Here is a 16,288-nt window from a genome sequence, read left to right on the forward strand (position 1 = left end):
CTATTTATATAGCCATACTCGCATTAAGGATAAAAGCTGATCTATATAAACAGGTTTGCTTATGTAATCAGACGCACCCGCTTCTATACATTTTTCTTTATCATGTGCCATAGCTTTTGCCGTCAATGCAATAATCGGGAGCTTCTTGTACCCTGGCATTTCTCGAATTGCATATATCGTTTCATACCCATCCATTTCAGGCATCATAATATCCATAAGAATTAAATCCACATCAGAATTCTCCTTTAAGACACTCATTCCATCCTTCCCATTCTGAGCAAAGACTATTTCCATTTGCTTATTTTCTAGTGCAGAGGTAATGGCAAATATGTTTCTCATATCATCATCAATAACAAGGATTTTCTTTCCTATAAATAGAGTGTCTTCCTGATCTAAAGCTACAGTCTTCCGTTCGTTTCCATCTATAACCTCAATAGCAAATGCCGCTTCTTTTATATTACTCGTTTCACATATCGGTAAATATAATGTAAAAATACTTCCCTTCCCTAAATCACTCTCCACTTTTATATTACCGCCTAACAAACTAGCAAGATCCTGACTAATAGAGAGGCCTAACCCAGTCCCTCCATACTTTCGACTAGTCGTTCCATCCCCTTGTTGAAAGGCTCGAAATATTAATTTTTGTTTTTCCTTTGGTATCCCAATACCGGTATCTTTTATTGAAAAAGCTATTGTTGTATTCATATTTTCAACATGCACTTGATGAACATGCAGCGTAACCACACCTTTTGCTGTAAATTTAATAGCATTTGACAGCAAATTTCTTATAATTTGTTGTAATCGATACTGATCCGTCCGTATTGTTTCCGGAAGGTTTTCATCCAGTTGAATAGATAAATGAAGTCCTTTTTGCTTAGCGAGTGGTAAAAATTGACGTTCAGCAAATAAACATATATTTTTTAATAAAACTTCACTAGGAATGATGTCTATTTTTCCTGATTCTATTTTCGATAAATCTAATACTTCATTTATAAGCTGTAACAAATCATTCCCAGATTTATAAATCGTATCAGCAAAAACCACTTGTTGCTCTGTAAGATTTCCCTCTGTATTTTCAGCAATCAGATTAGCAAGAACGAGTAAGCTATTCAGCGGCGAACGTAACTCATGAGACATATTAGCAAGAAATTCTGACTTATAATTCGAAGTAAGCTCCAATTGTCTGGCCTGTTCCTCAAGCTTTTCGTTCATACAAACTAGTTCATTATGGTGTAGCTGCAACTCTTCAGACTGGCTTTGTAACTCTTCTGTTAAATCTTTTGATTCTTTCAAAAGATTTTCAATCTGCATTCGTCCACTAACACTCTTTACTGTAACCCCAATTTGGTTAGCTACTTGGTTTATCAATGTTTGTTGAATCGACGTGAATTCTTTAAACTTTGCTAGTTCGATAACAACTATAACTTCTCCTTCATATTCAACCGGTATCACCATAAGATTCGCCGGTGATGCTGATCCAACACCAGAAGTGATTTTAATGTAGTCTTCCGGAAGATCGGTTAAATAAATCGTTCGCTTTTCAAGCGCTGCTTGCCCTACAATCCCTTCTCCATATCCGAAACTAGATTGGCCGCTGTTTTGCCCATTAAATGCATAAGAGGCAATACTATGAAATCTCTCTTCTCCCGTTCCTTGTTTAACATAAAAAACACCATAGTTTGCATCAATCATGGAAGTAATTTTATTCATAAACCGTTGACCTAACGTTTTAAGATCATGAATTCCTTGATACATCGTAGCCATTTCGACAATACTTGTTTCCAACCAGCTTTTTTCCTTTATCGAATACGTCATTTTATTAAATGCCGTTGCTATATCTTCAACTTCGTCTCGGGAATTAACTTCAATCTTAGGTATCTCTATTTCATTGCTAGAATTTTCTGTCATCTTTTTAATGACATTTGTAATTTTAGAAAGGTTTTTTGTTAGATTTCTAGAAATTATGAGTCCGATAATCATATTTAACAGTACAGCAAGTACACTGAATATGATTAGCATATGTTTCATTTGTCTTTCTTTTTTAGAATATTCCTCCCTGGCTACATCCATCATTATCTGTTGGCGTTCAGCAAGTGACGTTGTTAGCAAGGATAGCCCATTCCCAATTGGATACAGTTTATTGACAAAGTAGTCAGAAGCCTGTTCTTGATCAACATCTTCTTCAAATATGCTTAATAGTTCTTCATATCTCGTTTGAAATTCTTGATTAAGTTCGCCTAACTTGATAATGTCTGCTTCACTTTCAGACTCGATGGTCAGTTTATGAGTTTCATCAATTAAATGAGTCATTTCGTTATTTTCATTCTTTAGATTTTCCTTAAACTCAGAATTTCCTGTCAGAAGATACCCTCGTAAGCTATTGGTCTGTTGATAAGATAATACTTGTATAGATTTTACATTATTTAAAATCGTTATCTGTTGATTCTCTATTTTTGCATAAGAACTATCTGCCTTATTTATGTAATAGAAAATAATCCCTATTGTTCCTCCGGAGAAAAGAGAAACAGAAAGAAACCCAATAATCAATTTTTTACTTATTGTTAACCTCACTTAATCTTTCTCCCTCCTTTTCTATTGATTCCATCTTAATAATTATAACTTATTTTTTAACAATCAATGTAACTATTTATTACATTAATAGTTACAACTTTAATATTTTTAAAGTTGTAATCGTTTATATATCTATATTTTTCCGGAAATATTGCCAATAAATCCCGGAATTACGACATACATATCTAAATTATTTATCATATACTCACTCACAGTAATTACATGTAATGAAAAATTACATTAAAAATACAAAAATTTCAAACTGAACCTCTAAGATAATAAACACTAAGCAAAAAGCACCATCTAGAAATTGATGGTGCTTACTACTAAAAACACAATTAACTATTATCATTCATTTAAGAATATAAAATTTCTCTACACACTGAAGAGGTGAATCACTTTATGATTCACCTCTTTTTATTTAGTTACTATATAATTGTTTCACTTTACTTCCATGGAGCATAAAGTAGGCACCAAGTAAAATTAGAATAAGAATCCCTAATAATGCGTATAGCGTACGGAACCCTACTAAAGGAATAACGAAGCCTAGTAAAAACGGACCGATACCAATTCCAAAATCAAGTCCGATATAAAAGGTTGAAATCGCAAGTCCAATGTTTTTCGGTGGAGCAACTTTCGCTGCAATAGCTTGAGCGCTAGACATATACGTACCAAAGCCACATGCAAGCACAGCACTTGCAAGTAATAAGACGAAGCTACTGTGTGCATAGCTCACTAAAAATAAGCTGACAGAGAATAATAAAATACATGGATACATAATGAAGTTATCGCCTTTTTGATCAAGTAACTTCCCTGCCACCGGACGTGTTACGAATAAGAAAATCGCATAAATTAAAAAGAAATAAGTTGCCGCATCAACTAATTCAATTTCATACGCGTATAAGTTAATGAACGACATAATACTTGAATAGGCAATACCCATAAATACGGTAATAACGGCAATCGGAATAGCTTTCTTCTCAAGAAAATCTGAAACTTTAAAGCCAATTTTAATATTTTTACGTTCTTCCGGTGTTAAATCTGCTTCCTTCACCTTCGCAAGTAAGGCAAAACCCATCGCCGCCGCAGCACAAAACGTACAGCAGTATAAAATCGCAGTAAAATCCGCATGATTCATTAAATAAATCCCGACAAATGGACCGATTGCGGTTGAGGCTGTTGTACTCAGCGAATAATAGCCTGTTCCTTCTCCACGACGGCCAGTTGGAATGGCATCCATTACGGTCGTTGTCATTGCAGTATTAGCAAAGCCGAAGCCGACACCATGAATAAAACGAACGGCAAATAATAATGCCAAATTATTAACCAAGAAATATAAAAGCAATGTGAGGCAGAATAGCAATAAGCTACTATACATCATCTTTTTACGGCCCACTTTTTCAACCAATTTACCGGCAACTAAGCGTGCGAGTAGGGCCCCGATAATAAAAATACTTGAAGCAAGACCACCTTGACTTTGAGAAGCACTAAATTGTTGAATTGTATAAACCGTCACCGTGGTCATCAGCGTATAAAACGCTAGGCCAACAAAGAAGTTGGAACCAATAAATAATACAAAATCTTTCGTCCATAATTTTGAAGATTGCAATCCATTCAGCTCTTTTCCATACATAATTACTCAGATAACTATACACGAAAATTGAAGGAAATGGCGACTTTTCAGGATAAATTTTATCGTTTTAGGCGAGAAGACTCCCACCTCAAATTTTCATTAGAAATTTAAGTGGTGAGTAGTTCAAAATCTCCGTACTCATCCTCATAATTATTATCGACATTGATTAAATGCCCAATTCCACTAGGACACCCTCCCAATTATTCCTACTTTGAATACATTGTAGAAGTGATTGCGAGGTGATTCTTATCAACGGTTTATACATGGATACTCCCATTCTTAGAAACCAACTTAATCACTGGGAAAGAACAGCCTTGGAACTGTTCGAAATAAAAATGACCGATAAACAGAAGCCATTTCCTTGTATACCAGCTACAATAGGTTTTTCTTTAAACCAACTACGTTATGGTTTTATAGGAGATCCTAGGGAAAACACAACATTATATGAGCTCGCTGAACTATTAAATGATTTCACCCAAGTTTCGAGACAATTGGGCAGTTATACTTCTCTCATTATATTTTATGAAACACCACAGGATATGAAGGAAACGTACCAAGTTGAACAATATGAACAGATATTCTGGCAACAACTGAGCGGGTTAAGCGAAATTGACCTTATAGATTGGCCAAACGCTATGCCAACTGATCCACATAATCCTATTTGGGAGTTTTGTTATCACGGAGAACCCTATTTTATGTATTGTGCAACTCCTGCTCATGAGAATCGAAAAAGCAGACAGTTTGATTTCATGATGCTCGCTATTACACCTAGGTGGGTATTGCAAGAATTTAATAAATCTCAGCCCTATGCTGAACGGATAAAAACGAGGATACGAAATAGATTAAAAAATTATGACTCTACCACCATCCATCCTCATCTAAACAGCTATGGTCAAGAAGATAACTATGAGTGGCAACAATACTTTTTAAGAGATGATGATACATCGTTGTCAAAGTGTCCTTATCACAGTTTTCTAAAATTCTTAAAGCTACGTGACTAAGCCATAAAAAATCGAGTAAGAAGTTTTTTAATCTTCTCTTTGAACTCCTAATATCAATAACAAACAGTCCCCCTGTACTTTCGGACAGGGGGACTGTTTGTTACTTACTCATTCATTTATAGTTTCTCGTATATTAAATCATTCGAACTGTAACGATACCTTCAATTTGGCCAATTTTTTCTTGTAGGCTAGGAATGATATCACCATTAACTTCATTGTCAATGTCAATCATTGTGTACGCGTATTCTCCACGGCTTCTGTTAACCATGTCAGCAATGTTCAAATTATCACTTGATAGAGCTAATGTAATTTGCCCAACCATGTTTGGAACGTTTTTGTGGAAAGCTGCCACACGTCGTTTTCCTGTGTAAGGAAGAGAAGCATTTGGGAAATTCACTGAGTTTTTAATGTTTCCTGTTTCTAAAAATTCCTTCACTTGGCGAGCTGCCATAATCGCACAGTTTTCTTCTGATTCTGCTGTAGAAGCACCAAGATGTGGAATTGGAATTGTATTTTTCATTTTCAATACAGTCTCATTTGGGAAGTCTGTAATATACTTGCCAACTTTTTCGCTTTCAAGTGCCACTTCCATATCCGCTTCATTCACAAGCTCACCGCGTGAGAAGTTCAAAATATGAACACCTGGCTTCATGATACTAAATGTTGCTTCGTTAAACATTCCTCTTGTGTCATCAGTTAAAGGAACATGTACAGTGATATAATCAGAGTTAGCAAACAGTTGCTCAATCGTCATAGCACGTTGCACATTGCGAGATAAGTTCCAAGCAGTATCAACAGAGATGAATGGATCAAACCCGATTACATCCATACCTAAATTAAGAGCATCATTTGCTACAAGTGCACCGATTGCACCTAAACCAATTACCCCTAAAGTTTTCCCTTTAATTTCTTTACCTACGAATTGTTTCTTTCCTGCTTCTACAAGCTTTGGAACTTGTTCGCCTTCACCTACTAATGTTTTTGTCCAAGTTACACCATCAAAAAGGTTACGAGATGAAGCCATTAATGAAGTTAATACGATTTCTTTTACAGCGTTAGCATTTGCACCTGGAGTATTAAATACAACGATTCCTTGCTCTGTGCATTTTTCAACCGGAATATTATTAACACCAGCTCCAGCTCGTGCGATAGCCTTTAAATTATCTCCGAATTCCATTGTGTGCATGTTAAAACTACGAACAACAACAGCATCAGGATTTTCATTGTTATCATCAAGCTTATAGTTGTCTGTATTGAATACATTTAACCCAGCTTCTGCAATATTATTTAACGTTTTAATTGTGTTCACTTTATCTAAAATTACTGTGCTCATTCTGTCGTCTCCTCTTTCACGTTTGATAGTTTTCAAATTCCTAATCTAATATTAACAAAATTTTAAGCAAGTGACTTAATATCGATTAAATTTTTTGAAAATTTTTTGTTTACTACAATAAGAAATTTACAATCTATATTGACTATCCCTCCTAGTAAACAGAAAGAGGTAAGGAATGCTGCTACACTTTCCTTACCTCTGCCCAGGCGAACGGCTACGACACTATGTGCTCCCTCGCGGTTATCCGCGTTTCGCCAGTCACACATAGCCTTTTCATTTGCCTTTATTCTATCGAATTCTTTATTAATTTTCAACCTTAAAAATGTTTCCATATGAATTTTTTTCAGATTAGTCCATAAATAGATTGTTCTCAATATTTAACTTCAATTATTTTCCTAGAAAATTATTCTAACAAAAACCTTCTCCAGAATTAGCTACACAACACAGAGACATTAATTCATTGTTTGCTGCAATGATTGATTGCTTTGCCCCTTTTTATTTTTCTTCATCCGACCCGTTAGCCATCCATGAAGCGCAAAATCAGCGCTTCACCACAGAGAATGAAAATGGTTCAGAATCGTCAAGGCTGGGAGAGGAAGGTCGATGAACTATGGTGCGTTAGAGCCCATCCGTTAGTCTGACTCCAACGACCAAGGTGCACCACTGACTGTCGCTCCCTTACGGAAAGCACACATGGTAGATTAATCCTATTCTGATTGATGCACCAGCCTCCAATTATATTGAGAGCCGTAGAAAGGATGTTTTCAATGGAAGTAGTCATTGAAAGAGCATGTGGTATGGATGTCCATAAGGACAATATGACTGCATGTATTATGACACCAGAAGGAAAGGAGATTCAAACGTTTTCAACAAAAACTATTTTTCTAATACAGTTGATGGACTGGATTAAACAGCATAACTGTACTCATGTTGCAATGGAGAGTACCAGTGTATATTGGAAACCTATTGTTAATTTATTAGAGGCTGAAGATATTGAGTTTTTGGTTGTGAATGCCCAACATATGAAAGCAGTACCAGGACGTAAAACAGATGTGAAAGATGCAGAATGGATTGCCAAACTTCTTCGTCATGGACTCCTAAAAGCTAGTTACATTCCAGATCGAAATCAACGGGAACTACGCGAACTAGTTCGGTATCGCAGGAGTATTATTGAAGAACGTGCTAGACAACATAATCGCATCCAAAAAGTGTTAGAGGGAGCAAACATTAAGCTGGGTTCTGTGGTTTCGGATGTCATGGGCGTTTCAGCTCGAGATATGCTTAACGCTATTGTCGAAGGCGAAGAAGATCCTGAAAAACTAGCAAACTTCGCTCGACGTACAATGAAAAAGAAGAAAGATGAACTGCAGCTTGCCCTTAAAGGTTATATCAATTCGCATCAACGCCTCATGTTAAAAACTATTTTAAAGCATATTGATTTTTTAACAGAGCAAATCGAGATGCTCGACCAAGAGGTCGAGCAAAGGGTAAGCTCCTATCAAGAAGATGTGGAACGATTAGACTCTATTCCTGGTATAGCTACAAGAATGGCTGAGCAAATTTTATCCGAAATTGGGACTGATATAAAAAAACAGTTTCCAAGTGCAGCTCATATGTGTTCTTGGGCAGGCTTGGTTCCTGGACATAACGAAAGTGCTGGAAAAAGAAAATCAGCTAAAACCAAAAAAGGAAACAAATATTTGAGATCAGCATTAACAGAGGCAGCTCATTCCGTAAGAGGATCAAAAAATTACCTTGGAGCACTGTATAGGCGTACAGCATCACGAAAAGGTAAGAAACGAGCAGGAATTGTCGTCGCTCATGCCATGATGAGAATAGCTTATTATCTCTTAACACGAAAAGAAATATATGTAGACTTAGGCGAAGACTACTTTGATAAACAGAGACAGCAATCTATTGTACAACATTCACTCCGAAGACTTGAAAGTTTAGGATACACAGTAACGTTACAAGAACCTGAAGCATCTTAATCCAGTCCATATTCCTACAATAGATTAATAAATCAGGCGCTCTCCCCTTTTTTTAAAATGAATGAGCTGCGTCTTATTAAGTATTGCCTTTTTCACTAAATTACAGAAGTTTATTTTCATGGTAGTTCATTAAGGAATGATTCAATACTCAACTATATTTAGCCATTGACCATCAGGTTTATCATTTATCTCAAATAAATTGACACCAAGCTCTTTTAATACTGCCGTTACTCTAGCAGCACCACATAAAAATGCAAGTATAAAGAAACTCTTCTTTCTTTTTATTACGATGTCCTCTGTAACATTTTAAAAAGTCGGCTCATCTATTTATGAATATTTTCATTTTTGGTTATTAAGAATGCTGGCACATCCTACTGGACAGAATTACACAACTGACCGATTTTCTCGACTTCCACAACTACCACATCCCCCGACTTAACCGGGCAGCTGCCAGATGGTGAACCCGTGGCCAAAATGTCACCGGGCTCCAGCGTCATCACCTGCGAAAGCCAGCTGATTAGATACGGAATGCTCAGAGACATTTGATTGGTATTCCCGTCTTGGACAACGCGGCCGTTTAAAGTGGTTACAATCCGCAAATTTGTAGGATCTACCCCGGTAACGATGCACGGCCCCAAAGGCCCGAACGTATCAAATCCTTTTCCCCGCGTAAACTGTGGATCTTTTTTTGTAAGATCTCTTGCTGTGACGTCATTAAATATCGTGCAACCAAACACATAATCAAGCGCATCTTCTTCTTTAATGTTTTTTCCGCGCTTTCCAATGACCAGAGCTACTTCCCCTTCAAGTTCCACTTGGTTGGTTAGATCGTTGGGAGGAAGAAAAATCGTTCCCTTGTCTGGAATAAGCGAAGATAATGGCTTTAAAAATAGAAATGGCTCTATAAGGTTTGGCTCTCCCCCTGTTTCCTTCGCATGATCTGCATATGTCCAGCCGAAATTAACCACTTTAGAAGGTTTTACTGGCTCCAAAATTTTCACGTCACTATATTTTACCTTTACCCCGTCATACTTTATTTCCTTGTTGACAAGTTCAGCAAAACTGCTAGACAGTTGTAATATTATCTCATCATCCTCAACAATACCGTAATGTATTTTGCCATGTTGATTCTGATAGCGAACTATTTTTTGTGTTTTTGGTAGTATATGCATGATGAATAAACTCCTTTGATAAGTAAGGTATACTGACCTCAGATAATATAAAATTCGGGTCTCCACATAATCGCAAACGAAGACTTCCAACTCCATTATAACCGATAAGCTCAATGAAACTGAAATTTAGCTTCCACACACAATTAAAGCTACCCAATAGTTTAAGTACATTTTTTCACAAACTCTTCCAAATATTAACATAGATACATACCCATTTTTCTTAAAAGGTGTTGTTCAACAATCTGGCCCTTTAATGAAAAATAAAGAAGAACTATTTTTCTATTTCGATAATAAAGCATTCCTTCAAAAAGTGGAAAACCAATACTTTTTGAAGGAGAGCTTTGGCTTTATATAAGACAAATACATACCTATTCAAGACTAGAATATATGAGCTTTTATATAACTAGAGCTGTAGTACAAGAGTGTATAAGCTTTTGTGTCACTCGTCAACTCTTATTATTATTATTATTTAGAACATACTATCCGTAGGATACAATATTATTCGTAAAACTGATATTATACGAATAGTTTAAGTGATTTAAAGTTTATTTTTTAACCACTCTCTCCTTTTCCTGATGTAAAAGGACAAAAAAGTTGATACAAAAATGGATAAAAAAGTTTTTAATCCTTATCTTGTGTTGCTTTAGAACAATGTTTGATCAAATTAATACTAATAATATTGATGAACGAATAAAAAGAAAGAGCGTGTTTTAAAAAAGTTTGATCATTTTCTACCTATGTTATTCAAGAATAGCGCCCAATTCTGGAATTACTCAGATCGTTGAAACGGCTTCAAAAGTCTCCAAATGATTAATTATCGTTAATTCCTAATTGCTTGATAATCCATTGCGTACGCTCTTGATAGGCAGAGTCGCAATTCGTAAAAAGATGGTCAGTTTTATACCAAGAAATTTCCTTTGGTGAACTTGCAACAGAATAGAATGTATCTGCTTGATGTTTTGGTACAAATTCGTCATCATGAACAAATTGAAATAGCAGTGATGCAGGTGTAGCTTTATTTATATAATGAATCGCATTCAATGGTTCTAATTCAGAAATAAATTTATTAAACTGCTCTCTTGGGAGCTTGGCACGAATCAATGCCGCTAATGGATGCTCACTTGTTTTATGCCACTCAGACACACTAGGGAATCCAGCCATTAAAATGTATGATTTAATACGTTCTTCGACGCCAGCAAGAACTCCTCCCCAAGTAGCACCCAAACTATGTCCAATATAGGCAAGACGATTTAAATCAATATTTCCGAAACTACAAAGAAGGTCAACTCCCCTTTGGATGTCAACGACTGTCTGAGTATATTGTCTAATATTAGTTATTGTTTCTATCATAAGATTTAATTTCTGTTCCTCAGATAAATCTTTTGGAGAACGACTTCGCATGGCAGGTGCAGTGATTAAAAGAGAAACTATACCTTTTAAAGCTAAAGCTTCAGCTTCATGTAAAAACGTTATTCGACTACCTTGACCTGGATGCATAAAAACCACTGCTGGGAAGGGTCCGCCTGTATCTGGAACGACCAGATATGCAGGTACTTTCCCACCATATGGACTTAAATAAGACACATCTCTAACCGTATAACCATCCTTTTCAATACACGAAGATTCCTCAAAATCTAAAGGCAAAGAACGTTCATAATCAAGCAACTAATACCACTCTCCTTGAACAATTCAAAAGTTTAAGTGTTTCTATCCACACTACCATAATTCCCCTTTTTATTTTGTGAAATATTAATTGTTTAATTTTACTCCCTCGTTCAATAAGCCTTATTCCATTAAATGGCCCGACACAAAAATAAAGAGCGCAATTCATGCTATGATCTGACCCCTGTCAAGTAGACATAAAAAAATAAGCGCAGTTAAGAAGCCTGACTTCTATATTCGATAGGAGTCAGGTTGTTTAGCTTGGTTTGAAACCTTTCGTGGTTATAAAAGTGAATGTAGTCTTTAATAGCCCTTCTAACCTCTTGTGAAGTTTTAAAAGTATGCAGGTTAAAACATTCTGTTTTTAAATGACTAAAGAAATTTTCCATACTAGCGTTATCCCAACAGTTGCCCTTTCTAGACATACTAGCTTTCATTTTATTTCTTGTGAGTAGCTGATTATAGTTATGGGAAGTGTATTGGTATCCTTGATCACTATGGAGAAGGAGTCCCTTTACATTCCTTCCTTTTATGGCTTTTTTAAGAGTATCCAAGACTAGTTTATAATCATTACGTCTACTAATTTGGTACGCAACAACTTCGTTATTATATAGGTCTTTGATGGCAGACAAGTATAGTTTCTGTCCATTGAAAATGAGGTACGTAATATCCGTTACCCACTTTTCATTAGGGCGAGAAGCGTAAAAGGATCTATTTAAATAATTATTCGAGATAAGATAAGGTTCTTTCTTACCGTAATAAATTCGTTTCTTCCTGATAATTGCTTTAATACCTAGCTCACTTAGTAACCGTTGAACTTTTTTGTGATTAATATGAATATCATAGGTCCTCTTTAACCAAATTTGTATTCTTCTATAGCCATAGATGCCCTTATATTTCTGATGACATTCTATTATTTTCTGCTTTAGCTTCTCATCCTCTATCTGCTTTTCCGAAGGTAATGCTTTACGCTTTATCCACTTGTAGTATCCACTTCTTGATACTTTAGCTAGATGACAAAGTAGCTGTATAGAGTGAGCTTGTTTAGATAAATCATTAATGATTGGAAATAGAATACTAGGTTTTAGATTCATTCCTCCTTTCACATCTTTAAAAGCTTTTTTAATAGTTCATTCTCAGCTTCTAATCGCTTTATTTTCTGTTGGGTATTTTCAAAGGTAGATGAAGAGACTCTACTAGACCCACTTTTTCTGCCACGTTTTTCTCTAAGACCAACCATCCCATCTTCACTAAACTGTTTAACCCATCGTTGTATGTTTTTTCGATGAGTGTTTAATTCTCTGGAAACGGCTGCATAATTCTTCTTTTGATGAAATAAATCCACTGCTTTTTTCTTGAATGATATATCATAAGTCTCTGCTTTTTTCTCCATAAAAAATACCCCCTTAATAATAGACAGATTAATGCGCTTTTTAAAACGTGTCTACTATAAGGGGAGCATACCAGCTACAGAATTGCGCCCTTTAATTGAATAACTAAAATCTGACCTCACTCATAATATCTACTTAATTCTTCAATTAACGCCCCTGTTAGCCAAGTATCACACCGCCTTCATTGTGTGATCATTTACAATTTAGGAGTGATAGATACTTTTTAACTAGCATGCTTTATTAGACCCACATGCACATTCTTTAACCTTTTCCGTTATCTGTTTTATTTGGTACCGCCTGTAAGATGTGCATCAAACATATCAATAATTTCTAGGAATCTATCAGCTTCTCGGAAAACATGATCTGCTAATAGGGGATGAATAATGCTCTTTATTTTACATTGCTCAATTAAATCACGGGCTGTTTTTTTGAAGTCCCTAAGAGATGCGACCGACACTCGATTTTGATCAAGGAATTGATCTAAAAGAGGAACTGTTTGAGATTGTGGCCTCATAGATTCTAAATCCCTTGCTTGATACAGCAATTGATCAAAATCATTGCTGAAATTCTGTGCTAAATCAACTAGTTTTCTTTCTGAAGGATCAAGGAGATGACCAATAAATTTAGCATGGTCTGCCATAATCCTTAAGAAGAAGACATTCTCTTTAATAATAGCATCTGGAAGTGCTTGTAATTTTCCTTCATTTAATTCAATTAATCGTTTTCTAAAATAATTAGCTTCCCTACTTGTATGGTCAACTAATAGTGGGAAATTATTTGCCCCTGGCAATTTGCATGTGAGAATTAGTCCTAATACTTTCCGTTTAAATAAGAAAATATTAGTTGCAGCTTGTTGTACCTCTGAATTAAATCTTCTTATTTGTTCGGAGTCTGTTTGATTATTAAAGGAATGTGCAGTTTGTTCGATGTATTCAAATAATTGATAAAATTGATTAGCCTCTTGAATTAGTTGAGTATCTTCTGCTCTAAAACCCAATCGAAGAAATAAAGAATGTTCTTTCATGATCCTAGCCCAAAAACGAATTTCATTTAAAGAGCGCTCAACAAACAATCCAGATGTAACACCAGTATCAGCATGCAAAGATATATCATCCCCGTTCATTCTATAACCTCCCCAAAATACTCCTTCTGCTCTATTCATATTTACATGGTCATTTAAATATGCGTTAAGGCAAGTCTTATTTACAGATTAGCAGGATAAGAAGAACCATTTTTAAGAATTAAAAAATCCTATATATCAATAAATCAGGAGGTTAATGGAGTAAAAGGTGTAAAAAGTATAAAAGCAAGGAATTACGGTAATAACGTTGTAGTTGATCTAGTCATTCTAGTTAATTCAAATTTAGATATACGAAGTGCACATGACATAGCAACTTCGGTGGAAAATAAATTAATTAAAGAACATAATGTTTATGAATTTCCTATCCACGTAAAACCGAATTAAAAATATAACAACAGAAAAAGCTCTACTCCTTATTAAAGAAAGCTACCTGATAATTAAAGCCTTAGATCTTACTAAGAATATTTTATAGGACCACATAAAGTAATCTCACTTTATGATTCCTGAATAAAATAAAATTTTTAGGGAATTACAAAGAGTAGAGTTTCTATTTTATGGAGGTTGATTAAATGGCAGACTTAGGATTACTCCTTATACGTCTAATGATTGGATTTATATTTCTTTTTTATGGTTGTCAAAAACTTTTCGGCTGGTTTGGAGGTCACGGCATTAAAGGGACTGGAGGATGGTTTGAATCAATCGGGATAAAGCCAGGGGTAATTATAGCAACGTTTAGTGGGATTGCTGAGCTATTGGCTGCTATTTTGTTTATACTGGGAATATTTCTTCCCATAGGTGCACTCCTTATTGTTTTAGTAATGTTAGGAGCTATTGTTAAAGTTCATGGTCCAAAAGGTTTTTCCGTTACAGCTGGAGGATTCGAGTATAACCTATTTTTAATTGTAGTCTCGGTGGGTTTAGCTTTGATTGGACCAGGAGACTATTCTTTAGGTGGATATTAAAAATGGAAAAATACTAACAAAACGACGCTTTTAGATAGTTAATTGGTACCTGTTTATTAAGCAGGTACCTTTATATTTTAAGAAATCTTATTCCACTAACATGCTTCGTTACTTTTAAGTACATTTCTTCACAAACTCTTCTAAAGATTAACATAGATACATACCCATTTTTCTTAAAAGGTGTTGTTCAATAATATGGCCCTTTTGTTGAATAAGAGGTCTACTAAATAAAAAAATACACCACTAATATATAAGTGATGTAATAATTATCATATAATGTGTGACATTAAAGACAAGTTACTGTTCTTATAATAAAAATACATTCACTTATCTTTAATTTTACAAAGTAGAGCTGCTCTTTTTACAACATTCTAGTTCATTAGATTTAAAATAAAATCGCTTCAGCTAATAACCGATAGGAATTAATTTTGTCTTCAAAACAATGTGTTGTCGTAGTAATCATTATTTCATCTGTTTCATATTCTTTTTGCAGAGCTTGAAACCTTTCCTGTAATTGTTCTGGAGTGCCAATTAACATTTTTTGTTCCATTTGCTTTTTAACTTGTTTTTCTTCGGAAGATAATATTTCTTTCTTTGCTTCTTCACCAGATGGAATGTATGCTCCTTTTCCTTTGGCGCTCCGAATTTTCCAAATAGACGAACTTAAAGCTAGCTCCCTTGCTCTCTCTTCTGTTTCCGCACAAATAGCTGTCACTGTGAGCAATGTTTTCGGCGAGGCCAACATACGCGACTTTTTAAAATTCTCTCTGTAGCTTTTCATACTCGCTTTACCATCCGCTTCACTCATAAATTCCCCAAACGCATACGCCACTCCATTTTCAGCTGCAAGCATGGCACTTTTTTTACTCGTTCCAAGCATCCATATTTCAGGCGGGACATCTGGAACTGGTGCTGGTTTTACGGTGGAAAATGCATGAGAGTCAGGAAAATCATCATGGAGAAATTGAATTAATTCAGCAACTAGCTCCGGCATTTTCCACACATTTTCAAGAAAGTTATTCGCTAGCGCCATTGATGCTTCTGCTGCTCCTCCAGGTGCTCGTCCAATTCCAAGGTCAATTCGATTCGGAAAAAGTGTAGCTAATGTATTAAACGTTTCTGCCACTTTATACGGCCTATAGTAAGGTAATAAAAGCGCTCCGCTGCCAAGCTTTATTTTCTCAGTATGAGCACCCATCACTCCTAACAAAATCTCTGGGGCAGAACTGGCGAGCCCACCTAAATCATGATGCTCTGTCAACCAATAACGAGTGTAACCAAATGCTTCACCTGCTTTGGCTAATTGAATCGATTGCTGCAAAGCTTCTTTCGCAGAAAGTCCTTCAGAAATTGGGGATTGATCAAGAATACTGAGCTTCAAACTACATCCCTTCCTTCATCATTATGTAATAACTATGCTATAGTATTCGGACCCATCTGTCGCTTGATTCGCTTGAACATGCATGAAAAATGCTTTTCGAGAAAAACTAG

At 35.6% G+C, this 16,288-nt stretch carries 13 protein-coding genes and 1 riboswitch; of the genes, 4 read left to right on the plus strand and 9 right to left on the minus strand.

The features are described 5' to 3' along the window. Both BAOM_RS19960 and BAOM_RS19965 read right to left on the minus strand, forming a co-directional pair. Positions 1-2,571, minus strand: a complete 2,571-nt coding sequence (locus tag BAOM_RS19960) for an ATP-binding protein (RefSeq protein WP_127761771.1) — start codon at positions 2,569-2,571, stop codon at positions 1-3. A gap of 421 nt (positions 2,572-2,992) precedes the next feature. Further along, positions 2,993-4,180: an MFS transporter gene (locus BAOM_RS19965; RefSeq protein WP_127761772.1), complete on the minus strand. Its 1,188-nt coding sequence runs from the start codon at positions 4,178-4,180 to the stop codon at positions 2,993-2,995. A 287-nt stretch (positions 4,181-4,467) separates the two neighbouring features. Here BAOM_RS19965 and BAOM_RS19970 point away from each other — a divergent pair, with 287 nt between their 5' ends. After that, on the plus strand, positions 4,468-5,205 hold the full coding sequence (locus BAOM_RS19970) for a YqcI/YcgG family protein (RefSeq protein ID WP_127762657.1): 738 nt from the start codon (positions 4,468-4,470) through the stop codon (positions 5,203-5,205). Positions 5,206-5,338: 133 nt separating this feature from the next. On the opposite strand, the gene BAOM_RS19975 is transcribed toward BAOM_RS19970, so the two are convergent. Beyond that, positions 5,339-6,538 carry a phosphoglycerate dehydrogenase gene (locus BAOM_RS19975; protein ID WP_127761773.1) on the minus strand — a complete coding sequence of 400 codons (1,200 nt, stop codon included), beginning with the start codon at positions 6,536-6,538 and terminating at the stop codon, positions 5,339-5,341. Positions 6,539-6,731: 193 nt separating this feature from the next. Further along, a riboswitch (ZMP/ZTP riboswitch) is annotated at positions 6,732-6,810 on the minus strand. Between the two features lie 495 nt (positions 6,811-7,305). On the opposite strand from BAOM_RS19975, the gene BAOM_RS19985 reads away from it, so the two are divergent. Next, the gene (locus tag BAOM_RS19985; RefSeq protein ID WP_127761775.1) at positions 7,306-8,529 is read left to right on the plus strand and encodes an IS110 family RNA-guided transposase; all 1,224 of its coding nucleotides are present in this window, start codon (positions 7,306-7,308) and stop codon (positions 8,527-8,529) included. 371 nt (positions 8,530-8,900) lie between these two features. Here BAOM_RS19985 and BAOM_RS19990 read toward each other — a convergent pair whose 3' ends face one another. The 5 genes from BAOM_RS19990 to BAOM_RS20010 form a co-directional block, all read right to left on the minus strand. Next, the gene (locus tag BAOM_RS19990; RefSeq protein ID WP_127761776.1) at positions 8,901-9,701 is read right to left on the minus strand and encodes a fumarylacetoacetate hydrolase family protein; all 801 of its coding nucleotides are present in this window, start codon (positions 9,699-9,701) and stop codon (positions 8,901-8,903) included. Between the two features lie 810 nt (positions 9,702-10,511). Then, complete coding sequence (locus BAOM_RS19995) at positions 10,512-11,366, minus strand: alpha/beta hydrolase family protein (RefSeq protein WP_127761777.1); 855 nt, start codon at positions 11,364-11,366, stop codon at positions 10,512-10,514. A gap of 212 nt (positions 11,367-11,578) precedes the next feature. Then, on the minus strand, positions 11,579-12,457 hold the full coding sequence (locus BAOM_RS20000; protein ID WP_127759246.1) for an IS3 family transposase: 879 nt from the start codon (positions 12,455-12,457) through the stop codon (positions 11,579-11,581). 8 nt (positions 12,458-12,465) lie between these two features. Further along, positions 12,466-12,756, minus strand: a complete 291-nt coding sequence (locus tag BAOM_RS20005) for a helix-turn-helix domain-containing protein (RefSeq protein ID WP_127759245.1) — start codon at positions 12,754-12,756, stop codon at positions 12,466-12,468. A 281-nt stretch (positions 12,757-13,037) separates the two neighbouring features. Then, positions 13,038-13,877, minus strand: a complete 840-nt coding sequence (locus tag BAOM_RS20010) for a DUF2935 domain-containing protein (protein ID WP_127761778.1) — start codon at positions 13,875-13,877, stop codon at positions 13,038-13,040. A gap of 138 nt (positions 13,878-14,015) precedes the next feature. Here BAOM_RS20010 and BAOM_RS20015 point away from each other — a divergent pair, with 138 nt between their 5' ends. Next, entirely contained in the window at positions 14,016-14,219 is a 204-nt protein-coding gene (locus BAOM_RS20015) for a cation transporter dimerization domain-containing protein (protein WP_257467718.1), read from the plus strand. Between the two features lie 185 nt (positions 14,220-14,404). After that, complete coding sequence (locus BAOM_RS20020) at positions 14,405-14,797, plus strand: DoxX family protein (RefSeq protein ID WP_127761779.1); 393 nt, start codon at positions 14,405-14,407, stop codon at positions 14,795-14,797. A 385-nt stretch (positions 14,798-15,182) separates the two neighbouring features. Here BAOM_RS20020 and BAOM_RS20025 read toward each other — a convergent pair whose 3' ends face one another. Continuing rightward, positions 15,183-16,178: an LLM class flavin-dependent oxidoreductase gene (locus BAOM_RS20025; RefSeq protein ID WP_127761780.1), complete on the minus strand. Its 996-nt coding sequence runs from the start codon at positions 16,176-16,178 to the stop codon at positions 15,183-15,185. Positions 16,179-16,288: the final 110 nt, after the last annotated feature.

This window comes from Peribacillus asahii (genome assembly GCF_004006295.1).
Taxonomy (GTDB): Bacteria; Bacillota; Bacilli; order Bacillales; family DSM-1321; genus Peribacillus; species Peribacillus asahii_A.